Raw genomic sequence first — 23895 nt, 5'->3', positions numbered from 1 at the left:
TGCGTTGAAGCCGGGGATTGTAAGCGCACACGCAGGTTTTTCAGAGCCCAAACGATAATGGCATACAGCCATCCGATGATCGGCGGTCTAGACGCCTTTGGTCGACGGCAGCAGTATCGTCAGGATGCCCACCAGTGGCAGGAACGAGCACAGTGTGTAGACGTACTCGATGCCGTGGCTGTCGGCGAGCAGGCCGAGCAAGGCCGCGCCGATCCCGCTGAAGCCGAACATCAGGCCGAAAAAGATCCCGGCGATCATGCCGACATTGCCCGGCACCAGTTCCTGGGCAAACACCACGATGGCCGAGAACGCCGAGGCGAGGATAAAGCCGATCACCACGCTGAGCACGGCGGTCCAGAACAGGTCGACGTAGGGCAGGGCCAGGGTGAACGGCGCGGCACCGAGGATCGAGAACCAGATGACTTTCTTGCGCCCGATCCGGTCGCCGATCGGCCCGCCCGCGAAGGTGCCCACGGCCACCGCACCGAGGAACAGGAACAGGTACATCTGGGAACTCGATACCGACAGGTGGAATTTTTCAATCAGGTAGAACGTGAAGTAGCTGGTCAGGCTGGTCATGTAGAAGTACTTGGAGAACACCAGCACCGCCAGCACCACCAGGGCAAACGTCACGCCGCCCTTGGACAAGCCGTGGGTGGCCTTGCCGCCTTGCTTGAGCTTGAACAGGTTGAGGTGGTTGCGGTACCAGCGGCTCAAGCCATACAGCACCAGGATCGCGAACACGGCAAACAGCCCGAACCAGGCGATGTTGCCCTGGCCGTAAGGAATGATGATCGCCGCCGCGAGCAACGGCCCCAACGCGCTGCCGGTGTTGCCGCCGACCTGGAAGGTCGATTGCGCCAGGCCATAGCGCCCGCCGGAGGCCAGGCGGGCGACGCGCGAGGTTTCCGGGTGGAAGGTCGACGAGCCGACGCCCACCAGGCCTGCCGCCAGCAGGATCGCCGGGAAGCTGCCGACAAACGCCAGCATCAGGATGCCGACCAGGGTGCAGACCATGCCCGCCGGCAGCAGCCACGGCTTGGGATGCCGGTCGGTGTGGTAGCCGATCCAGGGTTGCAGCAGCGAGGCGGTCAGCTGGAACGTCAGGGTGATCAGGCCGACCTGGGTAAACGTCAGGCCGTAGTTGGCCTTGAGCATCGGGTAGATCGACGGCAATACGGCCTGGATCAGGTCATTGATCAGGTGCGCCAGGGCACAGGCGCCGAGGATACGCAGGACTAACGGGCTTACTTGGGGCGGACTCGAGGTGGCGGCAGGTGATGCGGTCAGGGTCGACATGCAGGCATTCCATACAAGGCAGCGAACAGGGGCAGCGAGTACTTGAGCAGGCTGCCCATTTCAATTTGTTTCAGAGCTTATGCTAGATTCGCCAGGAATGCCTGTCTCGCGTAATTCGGGAGGCAACCATCGTAAAAAGGGCGAAATGATCAAATCACTGGATAAATTTTTGCAGGAAATCGATGAGGGCGACTGGGCTGTCATCAGTTCGGCCACCGATTATCCGGAAAACTGGGTGATCCCCGACCACAGTCACGAAAAGCATCAATTACTCTACGCCACCGAAGGCGTGATGGTGGTGCATTCGGCGCACAACCAATGGACGGTGCCGCCCCATCGCGGCTTCTGGATGCCCTGCGGGCACGTGCACTCCCTGCGCTGCGTGGGCGCCCTGAAAATGCGCAGCGTGTTCGTGCGCCCCGACAGTTTCCCCAACCTGCCGACCGAGACCAAGGCGGTGAGTATCTCGCCGCTGCTCAGCGAGCTGATCAAGGCCTCTGTGAGCTTGAAACCGCCCTATGCCGAAGACTCCCGCGATGCGCGGATCATGCACTTGATCCTCGACGAGCTGGCGCTGTTGCCGGCCTTGCCGCTGTCGCTGCCGCAGCCTGCCGATCTGCGGATCCAGCAGATCTGCCTGGCGTGGCAGGAGGACCCGGGCGATGCCTCCACCGTGGCGGATTGGAGCGAGCGCCTGGCCCTCGACCAGAAAACCATCCAGCGCCTGTTCCGCAAGGACACCGGCATGACCTTCGGCCAATGGCGCCAGCAGGCGCGGCTGCTGCTGGCACTGGAGCGTATCGCGGTGGGGCAGAAGATTATCGACGTGGCCCTGGAGCTGGGCTACGAAAGCCCCAGCGCATTTACCAGCATGTTCAAGAAACAGTTTGGCAAGACCCCGAGTCATTTTTTCCGCTGACGTCGGCGCAGTAGTCGTCCAGCAAACCGTTGAATGCGTCGATATCCAGCGGTCGGCTGAGGAAGTAGCCCTGGCCTTCTTCACACGCCACGCTTTTGAGCATGGCCAGGTGCTCAGCGGTCTCAATGCCTTCGGCCGTGACCGTCAGGGCAAGGGCACGGCCCAAGCCGACAATGGCTTGGATAATCGCCTTGTCATCCTCGCTTTCCTCCAGGCGGGTGAGGAAGCTGCGGTCGATTTTCAGGCCATCGAACGGGAACGCCCGCAGGTAGCTGAGGGACGAATAGCCGGTGCCGAAGTCATCCATGGCAATGCGGATGCCCAGTTGCTTGAGTGTGCGCATCACCTCAAGTGCGCCGACGGCGTCCTCGAGCATGACGCTTTCGGTCATTTCCACCTCAAGGCGCGCAGGGTCGATACCCGAGGCGTCCAGGGCGTGGCGCACGCGCTCCACCAGGTTGCCGCGCTTGAACTCGGTGGGTGACAGGTTCACCGAGACGAACAGCGTGTCCGGCCACTGCGCCGCGCACGCACACGCGGTGGCCAGTACCCAGTCACTCAGCGCCAGGATCAGCCCCGATTCTTCGGCAATCGGAATAAAGGTGTCCGGGGCGATCAGCCCGCGTACCGGGTGCTGCCAGCGCACCAGGGCTTCGGCCCCGACCATCTGCCCATCGGCGATGCGATAGCGCGGCTGGAAGTGCAGGCGCAGTTCGGCGTGCTTGATCGCAAAGCGCAGATCGCTCTCCAGGCGCCGCCGCTCGATGATCCGCGTATTCATGTCCCCGGAGTAAAAGCGCCAGGTATTGCGCCCGGCCGCCTTGGCCTCATACAGCGCGATATCGGCGTAGCGCAGCAGTTCGGTGGCATCGCGGGCATCGGTGGGCGCCAGGGCAATGCCGATACTGGCGCTGATAAACACCTCTTGTTCGTCGATTTTGATCGCCTGCTCGATGGACTCGATCAAGCGCAGGCACAGGCTTTCGACTTCATCCTGGCTGCCGGCGTCGCTGAGGATCAACACAAACTCATCGCCGCCGACGCGAGCCACCAGGTCACCATGGCGCACGCAAGCAGCCAGGCGGGCGGACACTTGATTAAGCACCCGGTCACCGGCGGCGTGGCCGAGCAGGTCATTGACCGGCTTGAAGCGGTCCAGATCGAGGCTGAGCATCACCAGCGGCTGCTCGGTGCCGGGCAGGGCCTTGAGTTTTCCGTCCAGGAACGCCTGCAGGCGTGTGCGGTTGGGCAGCCCGGTCAGGGCGTCGTGTTGAGACAGGTACTCGATGCGCCGACGTGCTTCGACCTCTTCGGTGACGTCGGTGGCCGTCCCGCGAAACCCGCCACAGGGCATTTCCCGGGCCGACAGCCGGGTTGTGCGCTCCTGTCCCTGGGCATCGATATAGCGGCATTGCACACTGATGTCCACGCGCCGGCCCGGAGTGCTCAGCCACTGCGACAGCAGGTCGGCCTCGGTGTCCAGCAGGTCGCTCATGGCCGCCCCGAGCCAGGCTTGCCGGGTCAGGCCGGTGACGCTTTCGAAGCGTTCCGACAGGTAGGTAAAACGCCAGCCGACATCGATTTCCCAGACCCAGTCCGAGCTGGCCTCCACCACGTCACGAAAGCGCGCCTCGCTGGTGGCCAGGGCGGCCTGGCTGTCCAGCAGGGAGGTGTGGCTGGCATCCAGGGCGAGGGCGGCGGCGGTGGTGCGGCGCAGTATCACCCAGGTCATCAGGCACACCAGCAACGCGGCCAGGCCCAGCAGCGGCAGGCCTACGCCCATCAAGCGCAGGCCGGGCCGGGCCGGTTCCCAGTGCAGGCTGCCGGCGGCGCCGTTGTCGCCCAGGGGGAAAACCAGGGTCTGGCCGATGTCATCGGGCGTGGCCACATGCAGCTTGCCCACGCCGAACTCATCGCCGATTGCGTGCAACTTGGCGCTGTTGAGGACATCGACGAAGATCAACACCGAGGCCGGCCGGCCATCGGGCACTACCGTGGGGTCGGTGCCGGGTGTGATCGCGGCGGCGGCCACCAGTGCCGGGCTGCCGCGTACATTGATGAACGCCGTGACCGGTGTTTCGTTTTCAGCCCCGGCACGCGCCTGCTCGATAATTTCGGTCAAGGGCTGGTCGAGCCACTGCGAGAGCTCGACGCTTTGCAGCTCGCCCTTGATCACCGAGTAGACCGTGCGATTGTCGTTATCGGCCACAAACAGGCCTTGGAAACCGAAGTCCTGATACAGCGTGGCGCCGACGTTGCCGCGCGCGTAGGCCCAGTCGCTGTCGACGGTCATGTGCAGGTGCTTGTAGGCATCGCTCCAGAAGGCGTAGTCCTTGACGGTCACCCGCAGGGACTTCTCCAGGGATTGCACGGCTTTACGCGTATAAAACGCGCTTTCCTGCTGTTCGGAGTGATCCAGTTCGTGCGCGAGATAAACCAGGGAATAGGCGGCGGCGGCAAAGACCAGGGCCAGCAACGCCACGAAATTGAACAGCGACGTGCGCGCCAGCGACAGGCTGCTGCGGTCGGACAAGGTGCGGACGATAGGGGCGAGAGAGTTCGGCATGGTTTCCCGCAGGACGTCGCTGCAAGTCATTGGTATGACGGGTTATCGGCGGCGCGGGTAAAAAACTTAGCGCTTCGGTGTTGGCGGGCGTTGAAGCGCGGTGCGCCCTCGGGATGGCGGCTTCACCGGCAGGCTTTCGCCGTATTCAGCCCACCACGCCATCAGCGCCTGCAGGGTCGGCGCGAGCGCGCGGGCTTTGGCGGTTATTTCATATTCGACCCGGGGCGGTACTTCGGCGAACACCGTGCGGGTCACCAGGCCATCGTCTTCCAGCTCGCGAAGTTGGGCCGTGAGCATATGTTGGGTAATGCCGCCGATGGTCTTGCGCAGCTCGCCGAACCGATAGACCCGCTGGTTCAACAGCCACATGATTTCCAGTTTCCACTTGCCGCTGAGCAGTGAAAATGCACGCCGCATTTCTTCATGCATATTCAGCTTTTCAACGCTTTTAGTCTGGTTTTCCATACTGACTGCCACTTTTTCATCCTACTTGTGCGAATTCATCTCGGCGGGGATCTTAGCTGAAATTCATCCCTCACAGACTGGAGAAAACACATGTCCCGACTCAACGCAAAAGTCGCCATTGTCACCGGTGCCGGACGTGGTATCGGCCGCGCCACGGCCAAGCTGTTCGCGGCCCAGGGCGCCAAGGTCGCCGTGGTGTCGCGCACCCCGGAAAACGTCGCGCGCGTGGTGGCCGATATCCAGGCCGCAGGCGGCACGGCGCTCGGCGTGGTGTGCGACCTGGCTGATGCGGCGCAGGTCAGCGCAGCGGTGGCGAATGTCGTCGCCACCTATGGCGGCATCGACATTCTGGTCAATAACGCATTCGACCCGTCCGTGGTGTTTTCCTCGGTGCTCGAGTTGCCGGTCGAACAACTGCAACGCAACCTGGACATGGGCCCGATCGCCTACCTGCGCACCATGCAAGCCTGCTACCCGTACCTCAAGGCCAGCGGCGCAGGGCGGGTGATCAACTTCGGTTCGCTGGCCGGCATCATCGGCCTGCAAGGCTACGCGCCCTACAACATGGCCAAGGAAGCGGTACGCGCGCTGACCCGCTCGGCCGCGCGGGAATGGGGCGTGGATAACATCACCGTCAATAACCTGCTGCCGGTGGCCGATACCTGGGGTGATAGTTATGACGCGCCGGCACCCACCAATGTGCTCGGGCGTTATGGCTCGCCGGAAGACGACATCGCGCCGGTGGCGCTGTTCCTGGCCAGCCAGGATGCGCAGTTCATCACCGGCTACAGCCTGACACCGGATGGCGGGCAGATCATCGACAGTGCGCGTTGACTGACCCGCGCAGCGGCCCAGGCGAGTATCGCCGCCATGCACAGTAGTGCGGCGCTCAAGGCAAACGTCACCTGGTAGCCGCACAGGTCAAACACCACGCCGCCCAGCGTTGCCCCGGCAGCGATTGCCAGTTGGATGATGGCAACCATCAAGCCGCCCCCTGCCTCGGCATCTTCAGGCAGGGTTTTTGCCAGCCAGGTCCACCAGCCCACCGGCGCGGCGGTTGCTACCAGGCCCCACACACAGAGCAGCGCGCCGGTGATAACGGGCGAACTGCCGAATGCGACCAACGCCAGGGCGATCACCGCCATCAATACGGGAATGGCGATCAGCGTGGGGTACAGGCGGTTCTTCAGGAAACGCTCGATCAGCAGTGTGCCGGCCAAACCGGCCAGGCCGAGCACCAGCAGCATCAACGACAGCAGCGATACACCCACCTGGGTAACACCTTCCAGAAACGGCCGCAGGTAGGTGAACAGCATGAACTGGCCCATGAAAAACACGCTGACGGCCAGCATGCCCAGGGCCACCGGGGCGCGCTTGATCAAGCGCAACAGGTGGCCGTTGCCGGCCTGGCTGCGGGGCTTGATCGACGGCAGGCTCAGCAGCAGCCACAGCACCGCAACCACGGCCACCGGCACCACGCAGAAAAACGCGCCACGCCAGCCGATCAAACCACCGAGGAAACTGCCCAACGGTGCTGCGATCACGGTTGCCAGTGCGTTACCGCCATTGACGATAGCCAAGGCGCGCGGCACCTGGCCCTCGGGCACCAGGCCCATGGCGGTGGCTGCCGACAGCGACCAGAAGCCGCCGATGGCCACGCCGATCAGGGCGCGGCCGAGCATGAAGATCAGGTAGTTCGGCGCGAGCGCTACCACGCTGCCGGACACGATCATCAGCAAGGTCAGCGCGACCAGCAGGCGCTTGCGATCCATGCGCGCCGCCACTCGGGCGATCACCAGGCTGGTGAGCAAGGCAAACAGGCCTGACACCGAAATACCCTGGCCGGCCTGGCCTTGGCTGATGCCCAGGTCGGCGGCCAGCGGGGTCAACAGGCTCACCGGCATGAACTCCGAGGCCACCAGGGCAAAGGCCGCCAGGGACAGGGCGAAGACGGCGCCCCAGCGGGGCGCGTGAGGGTTTATCGAGATCACTTCAAGTGACTGTTAAAGAAGCTGGTGAGCTTGGCGAAGGGGATCAGGTTGACCCGGTCGTAGAGGTCCACATGGCCGGCGTTGGGGATGATCACCAGTTCCTTGGGCTCGGCGGCACGGTTGTAGGCGTCTTCGCTGAACTCGCGGGAGTGGGCGTCGGCACCGGCAATCAGCAACAGCGGGCGAGGCGAAATGGTCTCGATGTCGTTGAACGGATAGAAGTTCATGAACTTCACGTTGCTGGTCAGCGTCGGCATGGTGGTGGTCTGCGGCGACGCGCCGGCCGGTGTGACTTCACCGCGCGGTGTGCGGTAGAAATCGAAAAACTCATCGCCAATCGGGTTGCCGCTCCGCTTGAGCGGCGTGCCGCTGGTGTAGAGGGTCTCGCCGCCCTGGAATTCCACGTAACGCTGGTTGGCCGCCTGCACCAACACCTGCCGGCGTTGTTCCGCTGTCATGCCGTGCTTGAGACCGTTGCGGTTGGCGGCGCCCATGTCGTACATGCTGACCGTGGCAATGGCCTTGAGGCGTGGGTCGATCTTGGCCGCCGCGATGGCAAAGCTGCCGCTGCCGCAGATGCCGATCACGCCGATGCGCTCACGATCGACCAGCGGCCGGGTGCCGAGGAAGTCCACGGCGGCGCTGAAGTCTTCGGCGTAGAGGTCGGGCAGCACCGCATTGCGTGGTGTGCCTGCGCTTTCGCCCCAGAACGACAGGTCCAGCGACAAGGTGACAAAGCCCTGTTCGGCCATTTTGGTGGCGTAGAGGTTGGCGCTCTGTTCCTTGACGGCACCCATCGGGTGGCCGACGATCAGCGCGGCATTTTTCGAGGCCGGGGCGAGCTGTTTGGGCACGAACAGGTTGCCCGCCACCGGCATGCCGTATTGATTGTTGAAGGTGACTTTTTCGACGGTCACCTTGTCGCTTGTGTAGAAGTTGTTTGCACCGTTGGACATGTCGGCTCCCAGAGAAGAGAACGAAATCACCAGCAGACTCAGGGTGAGCAAGAGGCTTTTCATGGATGGATCCTTGAGAAGGGGGTCGGCACATCTTCCCGGCGTGGCTGAGGGTTCTGTAGTGCGTTCCACTGGATTACTTGCCTGATCCTCTGAGTCTGGCGGGTTGCCGGGGACGCAAGCGGGCCGGTCGGGGTAAAGTCCAACGATCAGAGCGAAGGGCCCTTTATGAAGATCAATCAAACGCCCCTGGACGTGCTGGTCCACGCGATCGGCTCAAGGGTCTGCGTACCCGGCGACTACCCCATGCCCATCCCTGGCCTGGGCTTTTATCGGCGTGAGCAGCCCGCGACACCCGTGGTGTGCATGGTCGAGCCGAGCATCGTGCTGGTTGCCCAGGGTGAGAAGCGGCTGTGGGTCGGCGGCGAGGGGTACCCGTATGACACGGCACGATTTCTGCTCACGTCGCTGGATATACCGGCCAACTCCGAAGTGCTGGTCGCCAGCCCGACCCGCCCGTGCCTGGGCCTGACCTTCAAGCTCGACCTGCGCATCCTGGCCGAGCTGATCGCCCAGGGGGCGTTGCCGCCAACGCGTGAGCGGGCGGTGATGAAAGGCGTGGGGATTGGTGTCGTGACCGGCGCCATGCTCGCCTCCTTTGCGCGCCTGGTTGAATTGCTTGATGAGCCCGAAGCGATACCGGTGCTCGCACCCTTGATCCAGCGCGAGATTCACTTCCGGCTATTGCAGAGCGACCAGGCCGGCCGACTGCGCCAGATCTGTTCCGTGGACGGGCAGGGTTATCGGATTGCGCGGGCGATCGATTGGCTCAAGCTCAATTACGACGTGCCGTTGCGCGTGGACGAACTGGCCGCGCGCGTGCAGATGAGCGCGGCGACCTTTCACCATCACTTTCGCCAACTGACGGCGATGAGCCCGCTGCAGTATCAGAAATGGCTGCGCCTCAACGAAGCGCGGCGCTTGATGTTGAACGAGCACCGGGACGTGTCCAGTGCGGCGTTCAAGGTCGGCTATGAAAGCCCGTCGCAGTTCAGCCGCGAGTACAGCCGGCTTTTTGGTGTGCCGCCCAAGCGCGATATGGCCATGCTGCGCGGCAAAGCGCCGGTCAGCGATCCGTTGGCGTCAAGTTAGCGTAGAAGATGCAGCCGATCAGCCGCGCAAACAGGCTGAGGGTTTCCGGCAGGTTGGGGTCGTCAAACAGCATCGCCCGGGAATCCAGCGCACACAGTGCGCCGAACAGGCGGCCATCCGGCAGGAAGATCGGCGCCCCGGCGTAGCTCTCGATGGCGTATTGCTTGACCACCGGGCGCGTGGCAAAGCGGCCATTGGCGCTGACCTGCGGGATAAACAGGGTCTGCGGGTTGATGCAGAACTCGCTGCACAGGGTGGTTTCCAGGTCGAGCACGTCATCGGCATGAATGCCCATGTCGAAGGGGTCGTGCGCTGAACAGACAATCCATTCCAGGTCAGTGAACTTGGCGATGCCGGCAAAGCGCATGCCCGTCAGGCGGGTGACCAATTGCAGGATGCTGGTGGTGGCTTCGATTTCGGCGATGGCAGCGCGTTCGTCGGCGCTGAGTAACGCGTGTGCGGCGGTGAAGCTTGGAAGCATGGTTGAACACTCCACTGGCGTGGCGGCCCTTGCCACCACGCTTGGTCAGGTCTTAATTGATACGCGGATGCTGCTGCACCAGGTTCTGGCGCTTGGCTTCCAGTTCGGCAATCTCGGCGTCGATGTCTTCGATTTTCTGCTCGATATTGTCGTGATGCTCCTGCAGCAACTCCTTCGCTTCTTCCATGTCCGACGCAGCCGGTGCGGCGCCGCGCAGGGGTTTGTTGGCGGTTTCCTTCATGGTCAGGCCGGTGATCAGGCCGACCACCGCAAACACCATCAGGTAGTAGGCGGGCATGTACAGGTCGTTGGTGCTTTCCACCAGCCAGGCCACCGCGGTAGGGGTGACGCCGGCGATCAATACGGAGACGTTGAACGCACTGGCCAAGGCACTGTAGCGCAGGTGCGTGGGGAACATCGCCGGCAGCGTGGACGCCATGACGCCGATGAAGAAGTTAAGCACGACGGCCAGGATCAGCAAGCCGGCGAAGATCAGGCCGGTCTTGCCGCTGGTAATCAGCATAAAGGCCGGAATGGCCAGGAACAGCAGGCCGATGCTGCCGGCGATGATGAAGGGCTTGCGGCCGATCTTGTCGCTGACAAAACCGATGAACGGCTGCACGAACAGCATGCCGACCATGATCGCGATGATGATCAGCACGCCGCTGTTTTCGGAGTAGTGCAGGTTATGGGACAGGTAGCTCGGCATGTACGTGAGCAGCATGTAGTACGTCACGTTGGTGGCCGCGACGATGCCGATGCAAGTCAGCAGGCTGCGCCAGTGCTTGGTGGCGATCTCCTTGAATGACACTTTCGGGCCATGGGTCAGGCCTTCGCGGTCACCCTGTTCGAGCTTGTCGACATGCTGTTGGAACGCCGGGGTTTCTTCCAGCGCATGGCGCAGGTACAGGCCGATCATGCCCAGGGGCAGGGCCAGGAAGAACGGCAGGCGCCAGCCCCAGGCCTCGAAGTCGGCTTCGCCCAGCACGCTGGAGATCAGCACCACGACGCCCGCACCGAGAACGAAACCGGCGATGGAGCCGAAGTCCAGCCAACTGCCGAGGAAACCGCGCTTGCGGTCCGGCGCATATTCGGCGACGAAGATCAAGGCGCCGGTGTATTCACCGCCCACCGAGAAGCCCTGGGCCATTTTGCACAGCAGCAGCAGGATCGGCGCCCAGATGCCGATGGAGGCATACCCGGGGATCAGGCCGATGGCGAAGGTGCTCAGCGACATGATCACAATGGTCGCGGCGAGGACTTTCTGGCGTCCGTATTTATCGCCCAGCGCGCCGAAGAACAGGCCGCCCAGGGGACGAATCAGGAACGGCACGGAGAACGTCGCCAGTGCCGCGATCATTTGTACGCTGGGGGAGGCGTCGGGAAAGAACACCTTGCCCAATACATAGGCGACAAACCCGTAGACACCAAAGTCGAACCATTCCATGGCGTTACCCAGTGCGGCGGCGGTGATCGCCTTGCGCATCTTGGCGTCGTCAACAATGGTGATGTCTTTCAAACCGATGGGCTTGACGCTTTTCTTACGTAATTTCATGCGGACCACTCTAAAACAGAACAGGGGAGGTGCCATCGTTGCAATGGCACCGCTCTGTCAGTTCAGATACAAGCGGACATGAAATAATTCACCGCTATTTGCGTTTTTTTGCCTGGGGCGCAATTTGCGTGCAATTGCCTGGGTTTTCGGGGTGAGCACCTACCCTGGGGCAAACCCGTTCGCCACAGTTGTAAAGAGGACTTATCCCGATGCCTGCCACCGTTTCCCGCCTTGTCTATCGTCCGCCACAGCTTGGGGATGTGCAGCGATTATTCGCGATCTTCGGTGACCCGCTGACCAATCTCTTCAATCCCTCCGGGCCCATGCCCAGCCTGTCCGCGGCCCAACGCCTGCTCGATCACTGGCTCCAGCAGTGGGCCGACAACGGCTATGGCTGGTGGGCGGTTGCCCGTATTGACGCGCCGGACTTCATCATCGGCTTTGGTGGAGTCGCCCCGCTTAACTACCTCACGCAACCGCGCGTCAACCTGGGCTACCGCTTTGCCGTGGAAGCCTGGGGGCAGGGCTACGCCACTGAGCTGGCACGCGATGCCCTGGCGTTGGCGTTTGACACCCTCCGTCTGCCGGAAGTGTTCGGCCTGGTGCGGCCCGATCACGCGGCGTCGATCCGTGTGCTGGAGAAGGTCGGCATGCAGCCGTTCGGTGTGCTCGACGATGTGCCCGGCAAGGCGCCGAGCCGGGTCATGCGCATTTGTCGTCCTACAACCTAGCCGCGCCTGACACTTTTCACACCCGTGAGATAGCCCGCAAAAGCCGTAATCTTTCAGATTGACAGCGGGTAGGTAGCCCGATATAAAAGCCACAGTTGTACGACGACATATGACGTTACATATGTCCTACCTAACAAAAATAAAAAGTGATGCCATGAACTTGATCGAGCCCATCAACGCCCAGCGCGTTGGCCAAGCTGTAGGCAACTATCGCTGGACCATCTGCGCGATGTTGTTTTTCGCGACCACCGTCAACTACCTCGACCGCCAGGTGCTCAGCCTGCTTGCGCCGCAGTTGTCGACGCAATTTGGCTGGAGCAACACCGATTACGCCAATATCGCGGCGGTGTTCCAGTTTGTGTATGCGATTTCCATGCTGTTTGCCGGGCGGTTTGTCGACAAGATCGGCACCAAGGCCGCCTACGTGATCGCGATTGCGGTCTGGTCCACCGGCGCCATCATGCATGCGTTCTCGGTGCCGATGGGCGAGGGCATCGCGGCGGTCAGCGCCGCGTTCGGCCTGGCGGTGATCCCCGTGTCCATCGCCGGCTTCATGCTGTCCCGGGCCGTGCTGGCGATTGGCGAGGCGGGTAACTTCCCGATTGCGATCAAGGCCACCGCCGAATATTTCCCCAAGAAAGAACGCTCGCTGGCCACCGGGATCTTCAACTCCGGCGCCAACGTCGGCGCGATCCTGGCGCCGATCTGCGTGCCCCTGATCGCCGGGATGTGGGGCTGGGAAGCGGCCTTTATGGTTATCGGCATGCTGGGCTTTGTGTGGGTGGCGGTTTGGGCGGCGGTGTATGAGAAGCCGGAGCAGCAGAAACGCCTGTCGGCCGAAGAGCTGGCCTATATCCGCAGCGACCAGGCGCAGCAGCCCTCTATCCCGCCGGTTGCAGGCGCGGTACAGAAAAAAGTCTCGTGGTTCAAGTTGCTCACCTACCGCCAGACCTGGGCGTTTGCCTTCGGCAAGTTCATGACCGATGGCGTGTGGTGGTTCTTCCTGTTCTGGCTGCCTACCTACCTGTCGGCGCAATACGGCATGAAAGGCGCCGATATCGTCATGCCGCTGGCCGTGCTGTACAGCATGACCATGGTCGGCAGCATCGGCGGCGGCTGGTTCCCCAGCTACTTCATGGCCCGTGGCGATGCCCCCTATGACGGCCGGATGAAAGCCATGCTGGTGATCGCGCTGTTCCCGTTGGTGGTGTTGCTGGCACAACCGTTGGGCTACATCAGCTTCTGGGTCCCGGTATTGCTGATCGGCGTCGGCGCCTCGGCGCACCAGGCGTGGTCGTGCAACATCTTCACCACCGTGTCCGACATGTTCCCGCAGAAAACCGTGGCCTCGGTGGTCGGCATCGGCGGCATGGCCGGCGGCATCGGCGGTGTGGTGATGACCAAGATCGGCGGCTGGGTGTTCGACTACTACAAGTCCATCAATGACATCCACACCGGCTACATGATCATGTTCGCGATCTGTGCGCTGGCGTACCTGGTGGCGTGGAGCGTGATGAAGACCCTGGTGCCGCGCCACAAGGAAATCACGGACCTGTAAACCCAGACCCGCTACCTCTGTGGTGAGCGGGCTTGTCGAATCGTCGCACCGCCGGCGTTGGGGTGCGAAGCGCCCCTAATAAAGACGGATGCGTTGTATCAGGCACTCCGCTGCGCCTGGTTTAGGGGCTGCTGCGCAGCCCAGCGCGGGACAAGCCCGCTCGCCACAGGTCCGTCGAATCACCCATAACGTTGTGTCGAGACCCATTCCTTCAAGCGTCTTTTCTACAACGCGCGCGCCCAGGTCTGGCTGACCAGCTGCTTGCCGAAACTCAAGGTGGGCTCTTCTTCCACCAACTCGAAACCGGCTTTCTGGTAGAGCTTGCGCGCATCGGTCAGGGCGCTCATGGTCCACAGCATCATGCGGGTGTAGCCGGCATCGCGGGCAAAGCGCAGGCATTCGTCCACCAGGCGCTGGCCGATGCCCAGGCCCCGCGCACTCGCATCCACGTAGAGCATGCGCAGCTTGGCGGTTGTATCGTCATGGCGCACGACGAACACCGAACCCACCACCTCACCATCCTTCTCCGCGATCCAGCAGCGCTCCCGCGCCGGGTCGAACTCGCGCAGGTACTTGGCGACGATCTCCGCCACCAGCGCTTCAAACTCCCAGTTCCAGTGGTATTCGCGGGCATACAGCGCGGCTTGCTGCTGCACCACCAGGCCCATATCCCCGGGGCGTGGGTCGCGCAGCAGGTAGCTCGACGGGCGGCCTTGCAACAGGGCCTGGATGCGTTGCATGGCGTCGGTCAATTGCTGCTGCTGGGGTTCGGGCAGGCTCTCGAGCAGGGCGATGACTTCATCCTGGGTCTGCTGTTCCAGGGGCGCCAGGACCGCGCGACCGAGATCGGTGAGGTGCAATTGCACCGCGCGCGCATCGGTGGCGCAGCGGACTTTCTGGATCAGGCCGTTTTTCTCGAAGCCACTGGTCAGGCGGCTCAGGTAACCCGCGTCGAGGCTGAGCATCTGGCACAGGTCGGCGCTGGTGAGGTCGCCACGGGAGGACAGCTCGTACATCACCCGAATTTCAGTCAGGGAATAGTCGCTGTGCAGCAGGTGTTCCTGCAGCACGCCGATCTGGTGGGTGTAGAAGCGATTGAAGCCGCGCACGATGCCGGCGCGTTCCACAAGCAGGGGAGTGGACATGGCGAATGCTCGAATGGTTGCCTGAGGCAATTATATTGTTGCTTCAGGCAACCATGTCAATGGCTTTGCTCGACGGTCACCGTCCTCCCTGCACTGGCCGTCGCCTGTGGGCTCGTCAATATGATTCGAATCGCCATGACCACGCCGATCAGCACCGCGCCCAGGCCCGCGGCTTCCATGAGTGTGGGCCAGCGCCCGTGGAACCCCAGGCCAAGCAGGGTGGCGAAGAGGGATTCGAGGGCGATCAATTGGCCGCTGAGCACCATCGGCAGGCGTCGGGTCGCGGCGTTCCAGGCCCAGGCGCCGACGAGGGTCGACATCACCGCAATGATCAGGGCCCAGGCATAGAGCGGGCCTGCCTGGGAAAGGCCGAAGCCGAGCGTCGGCAGCGTGAACAAGCCAAGTGCCTGGATGAACGGCAGCAGGCACAACGTGGCGACACCGGCGCCCACCATCATCAGTGCGGTCCAGAGGCCGGTTGCCTGCGCCGCGAGGTGCGTCAGTTGCCGTTGGTTGATCACGCTGAACCACAACCAGAGGGCGACCGCACTCAGGGAAAAAAACAGCCCCGCCAACCAGGCGCTTGTATCCAATGCAGGTTGATGAAAGCTGCTGATGTTCGACAGCACGAGGCCCGTCGTGAGGCATGCCAGGGGGGCTGCCAGTCGGCGCCATGGGACTGTCCGGGTGCTGGCGTTACCCACCAGAGCCAACAATACCGGCACCGTGCCGATAAACGCCGGGGTCATGACCGGGCCGCCGAACATCACGCCGGCAGCGATGCACAGGCCGTAGCCCAGGCAACCCACCGCCCCGAGGGCGGCAGCGAGGCATCGCTGGGCGGGCCTGAGCGTGCGCAGTTGTGCCCGGCATAGCAGCACACCCGTGCCGCCCAGCACGCCTGCGATCAAAAACCGCACGGCCATCAGGTCATAAAGGCTGTAGCCGCCAGTGACGTAGGGCGCGATGAAGTTCAGCGCCCAGCCCAGTGTGGCAACAATCGCGAGCAGCACGCCGACGGCAATGGAGGTCTGTGCAGCGTTCATCCGGGGCATCCATTGAGGTAATGGATCCATGGTGCCCAGTCATGCGGGTGTGCTACAAACGAGTTCTCGGCCGTGGATGTATAACCTCAGATTATGAATACACTTGGCAAGACCCTGCCGCCCCTGGCCAGCCTGTTGCCGTTTGAAGCGGCGGCACGCCTGGGCAGTTTCTCCAAGGCAGCCGATGAGCTGCACATCACCCAGGCCGCCATCAGCCGCCAGATTCGCGGGCTGGAAGACAACCTGGGGGTGAAGCTGTTCAGCCGGCGCAACCGGGCGGTGTTCCTCACCCAAGAGGGGCGGGAACTGGGCAAGGTGGTCGGCGAAGCGCTGCGCAGCATCAGTGAGAGTGCTGCCAGCCTGCGGGCGTCACTGCACAGTCATCGCGTGGTGTTGCTGTGCCAGTTGTGCGAAGCGTTTTATTGGCTGATGCCGCGCCTGTCGACGTTCCACCAGCAATACCCGCACATCGAAATCCAGGTGGTGACCTCCACCCGTCCCCTGACGGAGTTCACCAGTCACTTCGACGTGGCCTTGCAAAGTACCGGGCGCGCGAGTGGCAGCCATCCGCTGATGTTCACCGCCGCCGACGAAGTGTTCCCGGTGTGCAGCCCCGGCTATCTGGACAGCAAACCACCGCTGTCGCTCGCCGGGTTGCAGTCGCGCACCTTGTTGCACCACAGCTCTCATCCTCCGCACCTGATGGAGTGGGACAGCTGGTTGCAGGTGTTCGGCCAGGCCTTGGGCGGGGAGGTGCGCGGTGCGACCTTCGATAGCTACCCGCTGATGTTGCAGGCGGCGGTGGAGGGGCATGGGATCGCCATGGGCTGGCGGCGTACGGCGAGCCGGTTGATTGACAGCGGGGCGCTGGTAAGGCCCTGTGTCGAGAGTGTGCATTTGCCCCAGGCGCTATCGATTTATCGGCAGCAGGGAGAGGACATCCGCGCTGAAGTCATGGCGTTGCTCGACTGGCTGGAGGTGCAATTGCAGGATGAAGGCTGACAGGGGCGCCGCCGCCCCTGTCATATGCCGCTATGGCTTGCGCGTCACCCGCCACACGGTATTGGCCAGGTCGTCGGCGATGATCAGCGCGCCTTTCGGGTCGACCGTCACCCCCACCGGGCGCCCACGGGTCTTGCCGTCGTCACCGCGAAAGCCGGTGGCGAAATCAATCGGCTCACCCGATGGCCTGCCATTGCTGAACGGCACGAAGATCACCTTGTAGCCCACCGGGTTGTCGCGGTTCCAGCTGCCGTGCTCGCCGACGAATACGCCGTCGGCAAATTGCTCGCCCATGGCCGGGATGGAAAAGTCCACGCCGAGTGCGGCCACGTGGGAGCCCAGGCTGTAGTCGGGCTTGATCGCGGCGGCGACTTTGGCCGGGTTCTGCGGTTGCGCGCGCGGGTCGACGTTCTGGCCCCAATAGCTGTAGGGCCAGCCGTAGAACGCGCCTTCTTTCACCGAGGTCAGGTAGTCGGGCACCAGGTCGGGGCCGAGTTCGTCGCGTTCGTTGACCACCGTCCACAGTTGCCCGGAGTCGGGTTGGATGGTCAGCGCCGTCGGGTTGCGCAGGCCGGTGGCGTATGGTTTGTGCGCGCCGGTCGCTGCATCGATCTGCCAGACCATGGCGCGGTCGATTTCCACTTCCATGCCACGTTCGGTCACGTTGCTGTTGGAGCCGATCCCCACATACAACTGGCGTCCATCGGCACTCACCGCCAGGGACTTGGTCCAGTGATGGTTGATCTGCGCCGGCAGGTCGGTGACTTTCACCGGTGCGCCGCTGGCCTTGGTCTGGCCATCGGTGTAGTCGAAGCGCACCAGCGCATCCTGGTTGGCCACGTAGAGCTTGCCATCGGCAAACGCCAGGCCGTAGGGCGCGTTGAGGTTGTCGGCGAACACCGTCTTCAACTCATAGGTGCCGTCACCGTCGGCATCGCGCAGCAGCGTCAGGCGGTTGCCGCCTTTTACCTTGGTGTTGCCCTGGGCCTTGATCACGCTGGCGATCACATCCTTGGGCTTGAGCTTGGCCGCACTGCCGCCACGGCCTTCGGCGATCAGGATGTCACCGTTGGGCAGCACCAACGTCTGGCGCGGGATGGCCAGGTCGGTGGCGATGGCCGTGACGCTGTAGCCGTCGGGGACCTTGGGTTTCTGATCGCCCCATGGGGTAGGCTCGGCGATCTTCATGCTCGGCAACAGGCTGCTTTGTTGCTCCGGCAACGTGGGGTCGGGGCCACGGGCCTGGGTCTTGTCACCTTCGCCGCCGCAGGCGCTCAGCAACAGCGCGGCGCTCAATACGCTCAGTGTGTGGGGCGTTTTCATTTGGCACCTCCCGAGCGCAGGCCGGTCCAGGTGGCCGCCAGTGTCAGCAGCAAGACGACGGCCGACATGATCAGCCCGGCAGGCATTGAGGCGTAGGCATCCTTGGCATGTTGAAAGGCATTGACCAGCCCTAATACCCAGGTGGCTAACAGCAGCAGGACATACCGCGTGGGTTGCCCCGCCTTGCGCTCGGCGCGAAGCAGGTTGACCAGCGCAAACAGGAACGCGAACCCACAGAACACCAGAGCACCGGCAATCAACCAGGACGCAAAGTTGGCCCATTGAATCTGGTAGGTCTGGGTGTAGGCAATGTCGCTGAGCAAGGCCCCGAGAAACAGCGGCACGGTGCCGGCCAGCAAGGTCGCATGCAGCGGCCCCGGCATGTATCGGTAGGCGGGAAGGGTTGTCATGGTAAGGCGGCTCCTTGTTGTACAACGCCCCTGGTCGGGGCTGCGCATAGGAAATGAACGCCTTACCTGTCAGATAGTTCAGCATAATTCGTGTCGAAATATTAAGAACCAGCCGGAAAGCTGGCATGCTCAAGGCTTCACATAAGGAGCCGTACCCATGCCAACCCTGCACCTGCTGTGCGGCAAGATCGCCTCGGGCAAGTCGACACTGGCCAAGACCCTGGTGGCCGAACACGCCGCCATCCTGCTCAGCGAAGACACCTGGCTCGCCCAGTTGTACCCCGGTGAAATCCTCTCGATCGCCGACTACCTGCGCTGTGCCCAGCGTATTCGCGGGGTGTTGGGCCCGCTGGTGATCAACCTGCTTGAATCCGGCGTCAACGTGGTGCTGGATTTTCCCGCCAATACCCTGGCCAATCGCGAATGGCTGCTGGGGTTGGCGCAGGCCGCCAAGGTGCCGCACCGCCTGCATTACCTCGAGCTGGACGACGCCACCTGCCGCGCAAGGCTGCATGCGCGCAATGCCCGGGGCGATCATGATTTCGCGGCAACGGATGCCGAGTTCGACCTGATCACCCGGCATTTCTGCGTGCCGAGTGAGGCGGAAGGGCTGGTGATCGAGGTGCATCGCCCATGAGTCCGCCTTCTGCGGGCATCGACGCGGACGGTTTTATCCTCACCGTCCCCGACACCGCCGTGCAGCTTGAATACCAGCCGTTGCTGGCGGATGTCTGCGCGTCGCTCTCGAGGGACGACCTGGGCCTGGACGGCCTCTATCTCTACGGCAGTGTCGCAAGGGGCGACGCCATTCCCGGCGTTTCCGACCTCGACCTCACCTTGGTGCTGCACGAGCCGGCAACCGCGGAGCTATTGGCCCGGCTGGAGGCAGTCCGGCGTGCGCTGGAGCAGCGGCACCCCCTTGTCACCAAGGTGGATTTCGATATCGGCCACCGCGCGCAAGTACTGGCGGCGGAAAACCGCAACAGGTGGGGCTTCTGGCTCAAACACCAGTGCCGCTGCCTGTGGGGCAATGATCTGTCAGTGCATTTCGAACGGTTTCGGCCATCCCGTGACATCGCGCTGGCGGTAAATGGTGATTTTCACGCCGTATTGAGCACGTACCTCACGCGCATCGCGTGCGCCGACACCGAGGTGCAGCGACTTCGCTTGCAGCGCGAGGCTTCACGCAAGCTGATCAGGTCCACCCATGTATTGCTTTCGGAAGATGCGTCGACATGGCCCCTCACCCTCGAAGAGCATGTGGCGATGTTCGTCCGGGGGTATCCGCAGCGGGTCACTCACCTTGCGTTCTTTCTCTTTGAGGCCAGGAACCCTGGCGCCACGATGGAAAACTTCACCGCGCGGCTTCGGGCTTTTCTGGATTGGATGGATTCACCCACCGTCCTTCCTACGTACGTAGCGGATTAAAAATGTGGGGCTGTGCTTGCGCCATAAGGCTTATCCAAAGATGATAGGTTTATTAGCGTTAAACCTGACCTTTCATACGTCAAGCCTATGGAACTCTCATGATCAACTTCCGCCTTATTCGCCACCTCTGGCTGTTCCTCGCCGTGGCCGAAGAACAGAACTTCGGCCGTGCCGCCAAGCGCCTGGGTATGTCGCAGCCGCCGTTGAGCGAGCAGATCCAGGTGCTGGAGCAGGCGCTCAAGGTCACGTTGTTCGAGCGTTCGCGGCGGGGCGCCAAGTTGACGCCGGTGGGTGCGGCGATCCTGCCGGCGGTGCGCAAGTTCGCCGAACAGTTGGAGCGCCTGGAGCTGGCGGTGGAGGAGGCGGTGGCGGGGCAGTCGGGCATGCTCACCATTGGCGCGATTTCCACGGCGATGTTTGATGTGTTGCCTGGCTTGATCGACCTGCTCAAGCAGCGATACCCCCAGCTCACCGTATCGGTGCGCGAGATCGACAGCGTGGAGGCGGTACCGGCGCTGGAGGCGGGGGATATCGACCTGGCGTTTGCGCGATTGGACGGCGACCTCGGCCCGGCGATCCAGTCCTTGCCGTTGCGCGAGGACCGCCTGATGGTGGCGCTGCCCGGCGATCACCCGCTGGCGTCGCGCACGCGCATCAGCCTGTCGAGCCTGGCCAGCGAGCCTTTGGTGATGTTTTCGCGCAAGGTCAGCCCGGTGTACTTCGACAACCTGATCGCCACGTGCCGCGCCAGCGGGTTCTCGCCGCGGGTGCTGCATGAGGTGCGTTCGGTGGCCTCGCAGATTGCCTTTGTCAGCTGCGGCCAGGGCATCGCGCTGGTGCCGGCCTCGTTGAAAAAACTCGCCCCGGATAACGTGGTGCTGCGGGCCTTGACCCAGAAGCTCAACGTCGTGACGACGGCGGTCGCCTGGAACTCGCAAAGGCCAAACCCGTTAGTCACAGAACTGGTCGCGCAATTCCAGGCTCATACGATTGGCGTATGAAAACGTTCTGCAATCGGTCATTTACACGCGCAGGGAAACCCTTGAAATTGGCCGCCTTTGTGTTCAAGGAGCCCTCGCCATGTCGTTCACTCACACCCGTCTGCCGCTGACGGTAGATGGCGTATCGCTGGATATCGCCGCCCTGCATCGCTCCGGTGAGCACGCGCCGATCCTGTTCCTGCACGGCTTTGGCTCCACCAAGGAAGACTACGCCGATATCGTCCTGCACCCGGCTTTCGACGGGTATCCCTTTGTTGCGTATGACGCGCCCGGCTGTGGCGAAAGTGAATGCGCCGACCTGGGGGCAATCAGCATCCCGTTCCTGCTCGAAACCGCCTTGCAGGTGCTGGAGCACTTCCAGATCGAACGTTTCCACCTGGTCGGCCACTCCATGGGCGGGTTGACGGCCTTGCTGCTGGCGCACCGTTTCCCTGGCCGTGTCCTGAGTTTCACCGATATCGAAGGCAATATCGCCGCGCAAGACTGCTTTCTCAGTCGCCAGATCGTCGACTACCCGGCGGATGACCCGGAGGTGTTCTTCAGCGCCTTCATCGAACGCACCCGCCAGGCGCCGGCGTATGCCAGCGCCCTGTATTCAGCGAGCCTGCGCCACAAGGTCCGCGCCGGCGCGGTGCGCGGGATTTTCCAATCGATGGTGACGCTTTCCGATAACGCCGACCTGATGGACAAGTTCCTCGGCCTGCCATGCCCGAAGCTGTTCATGTACGGCGCGCAGAACGCCGGGCTGTCCTACCTGCCGCACATCCAGGCTAACGGTGTGCGCCTGGCGCCCATTGCGACGTGCGGGCACTTCCCGATGTATTCCAACCCGCAGGCCATGTGGCAACAGATCGCGGCATTCATCAGGACTTGAAGCGCCCCACCAGGCCATTCAACTCATCCGACAGGTTCGACAGGCGCCCCGAGTCGTCCTGCGCCGAGTTGGCCAGGCTTTCCACCAGGCGTGCCTCGTCGTAGATCTGCTGGATATGCCGGTTGATCTCTTCGGCCACGCTGTGTTGTTCCTCCGCGGCTGCGGAGATTTGCAGGTTCTGGTCGCGGATTTCGTTGACCGACAGCTGGATGCCTTCAAAGCTGTCCCGCGCGCTTTCGATGGACGACACACTGGCCCGTGACAGGTCCAGGCAACTGCCCATTTTTTGCGTGACTTCCTGGGTCTTGTTTTCCAGGGTGCCGAGCAGGTGCTCGATCTCGCCGGTGGAGTCGGAGGTGCGCTTGGCCAACGCGCGCACCTCGTCGGCGACCACGGCAAAACCACGGCCCTGGTCACCGGCACGGGCAGCTTCGATGGCGGCGTTGAGGGCCAGCAGGTTGGTCTGTTCGGCAATCGCACGGATGGTGCCGATGATTTGGTTGATGCTGCGGCTGCCGGCTTCGAGTTCGACCATGGCGTCGGACGATTCGGTCAGGCGGCGGCCCAGGCGGTTGACGTTATCGGTGGTGACTTCGATCTGCTGCTTGCCCTCGGCCACGCGGCGATGGCCGTTCTCCGCCGACTCTGCCGCACTGCTGCAGGAGCGGGCGACTTCGTTGGCGGTGGCGACCATTTCGTTGAACGCGGTGGACACCAGTTCCACCGCCTCGCGCTGGCGCCCGGCGGCTTCGTTCATGTTATGTGCGACTTCGCTGTTGACCTTGGAGGCGTTGTGCAAATTGGCCGACGCCGCGCCGATGTGCTGGATCAATTGGCGAATCGCGGCGAGGAACTTGTTGAACCAGCCGGCCAGTTCGGCGGTTTCATCCTTGCCCTGCACCTGCAGTGCGTGGCGCAGGTCGCCTTCACCCTCGGCAATCGACTGCAAGCCGCTGCTGACCTGGCCGATGGGCTTGACGATCACCTTGGAAAACGCCGCCGCAAGCACGCCGAAGATCAGCACCAGCACGCCGACGATGACTGCTGTGAGGTAGGTCATGCGCGTGGCTTCGGCCATCACTTCGCGGTGCTCGATCAGGCCGATATAGCGCCAGCCCAGGCCGGGAGAGGTCCACACGTTGGCCATGTAGCGCACGCCGTCGATTTCCACCTCGGTAGAACCCTGGGACGTCTCGGCCAGGTGCGCATAGGCGGCGCCCAGGTCCTTGAGCGGCTTGAAACTGTGGGCGGCGTCGCGCGGGTCGACCAGCACCACGCCGTCTTCGATCAGCATCACGTAGCCGCTTTCGCCGAGCTTGATGCTCTTGACCAGTTCGGTGAGGTTCTTCAGCGACACGCTGACCACGAACACGCCCTTGGCCTTGCCGGCGTTATCCAGCAGCGCCCGGGCAGTGCCCACCAGCGCCACGTCGTCTTTGTCGTAGTAGTAAGCCGGCGTGCGCACGGTCTTGCCGGGGCTGGCCATCGCGGCCTTGTACCAGGGGCGCGTGCGTGGATCGTACTTGGCCAACTGTGGGTCATCCGGCCATTTGGCGTAGGTACCGTCTTCCAGGCCGATGGACAGGATCGCGGCGGCCGGGTGCGTGGCGCCGAAGCGTGCAAAGCGCTTGATCACATCCTGCGCCGCCGCCGGCGTCGGTTGGCTGGCTGCATCGGCAGGCTGGTAATTCTTCAGAGAGTCCACGGCGGTGTATACAGGATCGGTGGCCATTTGATCGACGTTCTGCAGTGTGCCGTCGAAGAACTGGCGGATATTGCCGTCGATCTGGCGGATTTCCCGGGTGCTGCCATCGATGAACTGATCCACCGCCTGGGTCCGTGTGTTCATCACGGAGATCACGGCCACCAGGCTTACCGGAATAAACGCCACAGAGACAAATGCCAGCACCAGCTTATTTTTTATTTTCATCGAGACGACCATCAGCGCAGAGGGTGGTCAAATCGTCCGCTCAGGAAAAACAGCGCGGCGATT

22 protein-coding genes and 1 pseudogene are annotated in these 23895 nt (G+C 62.8%); 10 read left to right on the top strand and 13 right to left on the bottom strand.

The window, feature by feature from the left end; translation table 11 throughout:
* Positions 1-87 precede the first annotated feature (87 nt).
* Positions 88-1299, bottom strand: coding sequence for an MFS transporter (locus tag FX984_RS04540; RefSeq protein ID WP_146476106.1), 1212 nt, complete (start codon positions 1297-1299; stop codon positions 88-90).
* Positions 1300-1396: 97 nt separating this feature from the next.
* Between FX984_RS04540 and FX984_RS04535 the strand changes: the two genes are divergently transcribed.
* Entirely contained in the window at positions 1397-2218 is an 822-nt protein-coding gene (locus FX984_RS04535; protein ID WP_027608505.1) for an AraC family transcriptional regulator, read from the top strand.
* On the opposite strand, the gene FX984_RS04530 is transcribed toward FX984_RS04535, so the two are convergent.
* Positions 2175-4784 carry a bifunctional diguanylate cyclase/phosphodiesterase gene (locus FX984_RS04530; RefSeq protein ID WP_146476108.1) on the bottom strand — a complete coding sequence of 870 codons (2610 nt, stop codon included), beginning with the start codon at positions 4782-4784 and terminating at the stop codon, positions 2175-2177. The genes FX984_RS04535 and FX984_RS04530 overlap by 44 nt on opposite strands.
* A 66-nt stretch (positions 4785-4850) precedes the next feature.
* Positions 4851-5201, bottom strand: coding sequence for a winged helix-turn-helix transcriptional regulator (locus FX984_RS04525; RefSeq protein WP_222435069.1), 351 nt, complete (start codon positions 5199-5201; stop codon positions 4851-4853).
* A 138-nt stretch (positions 5202-5339) separates the two neighbouring features.
* Between FX984_RS04525 and FX984_RS04520 the strand changes: the two genes are divergently transcribed.
* Entirely contained in the window at positions 5340-6083 is a 744-nt protein-coding gene (locus FX984_RS04520) for an SDR family NAD(P)-dependent oxidoreductase (RefSeq protein ID WP_065942077.1), read from the top strand.
* Here the strand turns inward: FX984_RS04520 and FX984_RS04515 are convergent.
* On the bottom strand, positions 6035-7240 hold the full coding sequence (locus FX984_RS04515; protein WP_146476110.1) for an MFS transporter: 1206 nt from the start codon (positions 7238-7240) through the stop codon (positions 6035-6037). The genes FX984_RS04520 and FX984_RS04515 overlap by 49 nt on opposite strands.
* Complete coding sequence (locus tag FX984_RS04510) at positions 7237-8259, bottom strand: alpha/beta hydrolase (protein WP_108572929.1); 1023 nt, start codon at positions 8257-8259, stop codon at positions 7237-7239. The genes FX984_RS04515 and FX984_RS04510 overlap by 4 nt, the downstream gene beginning before the upstream one ends.
* Positions 8260-8424: 165 nt before the next feature.
* On the opposite strand from FX984_RS04510, the gene FX984_RS04505 reads away from it, so the two are divergent.
* Positions 8425-9348, top strand: coding sequence for an AraC family transcriptional regulator (locus tag FX984_RS04505; RefSeq protein WP_146476112.1), 924 nt, complete (start codon positions 8425-8427; stop codon positions 9346-9348).
* On the opposite strand, the gene FX984_RS04500 is transcribed toward FX984_RS04505, so the two are convergent.
* Positions 9323-9829, bottom strand: a complete 507-nt coding sequence (locus FX984_RS04500) for a GAF domain-containing protein (protein WP_092485038.1) — start codon at positions 9827-9829, stop codon at positions 9323-9325. The two genes, FX984_RS04505 and FX984_RS04500, sit on opposite strands and share 26 nt — an antisense overlap.
* A gap of 52 nt (positions 9830-9881) precedes the next feature.
* Positions 9882-11384, bottom strand: coding sequence for a glycine betaine/L-proline transporter ProP (gene proP / locus FX984_RS04495; RefSeq protein WP_154905339.1), 1503 nt, complete (start codon positions 11382-11384; stop codon positions 9882-9884).
* A gap of 209 nt (positions 11385-11593) precedes the next feature.
* On the opposite strand from proP, the gene FX984_RS04490 reads away from it, so the two are divergent.
* Together FX984_RS04490 and FX984_RS04485 are read left to right on the top strand one after the other, a co-directional pair.
* A complete protein-coding gene (locus FX984_RS04490; protein ID WP_092356931.1) occupies positions 11594-12115 on the top strand; it encodes a GNAT family N-acetyltransferase in 522 nt (173 codons plus the stop codon).
* A gap of 154 nt (positions 12116-12269) precedes the next feature.
* The gene (locus FX984_RS04485) at positions 12270-13673 is read left to right on the top strand and encodes an MFS transporter (protein WP_098479347.1); all 1404 of its coding nucleotides are present in this window, start codon (positions 12270-12272) and stop codon (positions 13671-13673) included.
* 224 nt (positions 13674-13897) lie between these two features.
* Here the strand turns inward: FX984_RS04485 and FX984_RS04480 are convergent, their stop codons facing one another.
* Both FX984_RS04480 and FX984_RS04475 read right to left on the bottom strand, forming a co-directional pair.
* Positions 13898-14818 carry a bifunctional helix-turn-helix transcriptional regulator/GNAT family N-acetyltransferase gene (locus tag FX984_RS04480; protein ID WP_092485033.1) on the bottom strand — a complete coding sequence of 307 codons (921 nt, stop codon included), beginning with the start codon at positions 14816-14818 and terminating at the stop codon, positions 13898-13900.
* A 56-nt stretch (positions 14819-14874) separates the two neighbouring features.
* Positions 14875-15864, bottom strand: a complete 990-nt coding sequence (locus FX984_RS04475; protein ID WP_146476115.1) for a DMT family transporter — start codon at positions 15862-15864, stop codon at positions 14875-14877.
* A gap of 93 nt (positions 15865-15957) precedes the next feature.
* On the opposite strand from FX984_RS04475, the gene FX984_RS04470 reads away from it, so the two are divergent.
* Positions 15958-16866, top strand: coding sequence for a LysR substrate-binding domain-containing protein (locus tag FX984_RS04470; RefSeq protein WP_146476118.1), 909 nt, complete (start codon positions 15958-15960; stop codon positions 16864-16866).
* Positions 16867-16896: 30 nt separating this feature from the next.
* Here the strand turns inward: FX984_RS04470 and FX984_RS04465 are convergent, their stop codons facing one another.
* Positions 16897-18189: a PQQ-dependent sugar dehydrogenase gene (locus FX984_RS04465; protein ID WP_146476120.1), complete on the bottom strand. Its 1293-nt coding sequence runs from the start codon at positions 18187-18189 to the stop codon at positions 16897-16899.
* Complete coding sequence (locus FX984_RS04460; RefSeq protein ID WP_092356949.1) at positions 18186-18599, bottom strand: DUF2231 domain-containing protein; 414 nt, start codon at positions 18597-18599, stop codon at positions 18186-18188. Before FX984_RS04460 ends, FX984_RS04465 begins: the two co-directional genes overlap by 4 nt.
* Before the next feature lie 157 nt (positions 18600-18756).
* On the opposite strand from FX984_RS04460, the gene FX984_RS04455 reads away from it, so the two are divergent.
* The 4 genes from FX984_RS04455 to FX984_RS04440 all read left to right on the top strand — a co-directional run bounded on the left by FX984_RS04455 (position 18757) and on the right by FX984_RS04440 (position 21902).
* Positions 18757-19236, top strand: a complete 480-nt coding sequence (locus FX984_RS04455) for a P-loop nucleotide/nucleoside kinase family protein (protein ID WP_027608492.1) — start codon at positions 18757-18759, stop codon at positions 19234-19236.
* Complete coding sequence (locus FX984_RS04450; protein ID WP_108572940.1) at positions 19233-20027, top strand: nucleotidyltransferase domain-containing protein; 795 nt, start codon at positions 19233-19235, stop codon at positions 20025-20027. The genes FX984_RS04455 and FX984_RS04450 overlap by 4 nt, the downstream gene beginning before the upstream one ends.
* Before the next feature lie 98 nt (positions 20028-20125).
* The gene (locus FX984_RS04445; protein ID WP_027608490.1) at positions 20126-21028 is read left to right on the top strand and encodes a LysR family transcriptional regulator; all 903 of its coding nucleotides are present in this window, start codon (positions 20126-20128) and stop codon (positions 21026-21028) included.
* Between the two features lie 79 nt (positions 21029-21107).
* Positions 21108-21902, top strand: a complete 795-nt coding sequence (locus FX984_RS04440) for an alpha/beta fold hydrolase (RefSeq protein WP_146476123.1) — start codon at positions 21108-21110, stop codon at positions 21900-21902.
* On the opposite strand, the gene FX984_RS33145 is transcribed toward FX984_RS04440, so the two are convergent.
* Entirely contained in the window at positions 21892-22659 is a 768-nt protein-coding gene (locus FX984_RS33145) for a methyl-accepting chemotaxis protein (protein WP_370737674.1), read from the bottom strand. The two genes, FX984_RS04440 and FX984_RS33145, sit on opposite strands and share 11 nt — an antisense overlap.
* Positions 22660-22746: 87 nt before the next feature.
* Positions 22747-23751: pseudogene (locus FX984_RS33140) on the bottom strand (cache domain-containing protein); the annotation flags it as partial.
* Positions 23752-23895: the final 144 nt, after the last annotated feature.

It is taken from the genome of Pseudomonas marginalis (assembly GCF_008692035.1).
Classification (GTDB): domain Bacteria; phylum Pseudomonadota; class Gammaproteobacteria; order Pseudomonadales; family Pseudomonadaceae; genus Aquipseudomonas; species Aquipseudomonas marginalis.
This window is presented reverse-complemented; position numbering and strand designations above follow the sequence as displayed.

What these genes read in the sequence shown, in the direction of transcription:
- FX984_RS04540 (WP_146476106.1), bottom strand. Translation starts at nt 1,299, where the DNA reads ATGTCGACCCTGACCGCATCACCTGCCGCCACCTCGAGTCCGCCCCAA.
- FX984_RS04465 (WP_146476120.1), bottom strand. Translation starts at nt 18,189, where the DNA reads ATGAAAACGCCCCACACACTGAGCGTATTGAGCGCCGCGCTGTTGCTG.
- FX984_RS04445 (WP_027608490.1), top strand. Translation starts at nt 20,126, where the DNA reads ATGATCAACTTCCGCCTTATTCGCCACCTCTGGCTGTTCCTCGCCGTG.
- FX984_RS04450 (WP_108572940.1), top strand. Translation starts at nt 19,233, where the DNA reads ATGAGTCCGCCTTCTGCGGGCATCGACGCGGACGGTTTTATCCTCACC.
- FX984_RS04525 (WP_222435069.1), bottom strand. Translation starts at nt 5,201, where the DNA reads ATGCGGCGTGCATTTTCACTGCTCAGCGGCAAGTGGAAACTGGAAATC.
- FX984_RS04505 (WP_146476112.1), top strand. Translation starts at nt 8,425, where the DNA reads ATGAAGATCAATCAAACGCCCCTGGACGTGCTGGTCCACGCGATCGGC.
- FX984_RS04485 (WP_098479347.1), top strand. Translation starts at nt 12,270, where the DNA reads ATGAACTTGATCGAGCCCATCAACGCCCAGCGCGTTGGCCAAGCTGTA.
- FX984_RS33145 (WP_370737674.1), bottom strand. Translation starts at nt 22,659, where the DNA reads ATGAACGAAGCCGCCGGGCGCCAGCGCGAGGCGGTGGAACTGGTGTCC.
- FX984_RS04460 (WP_092356949.1), bottom strand. Translation starts at nt 18,599, where the DNA reads ATGACAACCCTTCCCGCCTACCGATACATGCCGGGGCCGCTGCATGCG.
- FX984_RS04455 (WP_027608492.1), top strand. Translation starts at nt 18,757, where the DNA reads ATGCCAACCCTGCACCTGCTGTGCGGCAAGATCGCCTCGGGCAAGTCG.
- FX984_RS04510 (WP_108572929.1), bottom strand. Translation starts at nt 8,259, where the DNA reads ATGAAAAGCCTCTTGCTCACCCTGAGTCTGCTGGTGATTTCGTTCTCT.
- FX984_RS04480 (WP_092485033.1), bottom strand. Translation starts at nt 14,818, where the DNA reads ATGTCCACTCCCCTGCTTGTGGAACGCGCCGGCATCGTGCGCGGCTTC.
- proP (WP_154905339.1), bottom strand. Translation starts at nt 11,384, where the DNA reads ATGAAATTACGTAAGAAAAGCGTCAAGCCCATCGGTTTGAAAGACATC.
- FX984_RS04500 (WP_092485038.1), bottom strand. Translation starts at nt 9,829, where the DNA reads ATGCTTCCAAGCTTCACCGCCGCACACGCGTTACTCAGCGCCGACGAA.
- FX984_RS04530 (WP_146476108.1), bottom strand. Translation starts at nt 4,784, where the DNA reads ATGCCGAACTCTCTCGCCCCTATCGTCCGCACCTTGTCCGACCGCAGC.
- FX984_RS04475 (WP_146476115.1), bottom strand. Translation starts at nt 15,864, where the DNA reads ATGAACGCTGCACAGACCTCCATTGCCGTCGGCGTGCTGCTCGCGATT.
- FX984_RS04440 (WP_146476123.1), top strand. Translation starts at nt 21,108, where the DNA reads ATGTCGTTCACTCACACCCGTCTGCCGCTGACGGTAGATGGCGTATCG.
- FX984_RS04470 (WP_146476118.1), top strand. Translation starts at nt 15,958, where the DNA reads ATGAATACACTTGGCAAGACCCTGCCGCCCCTGGCCAGCCTGTTGCCG.
- FX984_RS04520 (WP_065942077.1), top strand. Translation starts at nt 5,340, where the DNA reads ATGTCCCGACTCAACGCAAAAGTCGCCATTGTCACCGGTGCCGGACGT.
- FX984_RS04490 (WP_092356931.1), top strand. Translation starts at nt 11,594, where the DNA reads ATGCCTGCCACCGTTTCCCGCCTTGTCTATCGTCCGCCACAGCTTGGG.
- FX984_RS04535 (WP_027608505.1), top strand. Translation starts at nt 1,397, where the DNA reads ATGCCTGTCTCGCGTAATTCGGGAGGCAACCATCGTAAAAAGGGCGAA.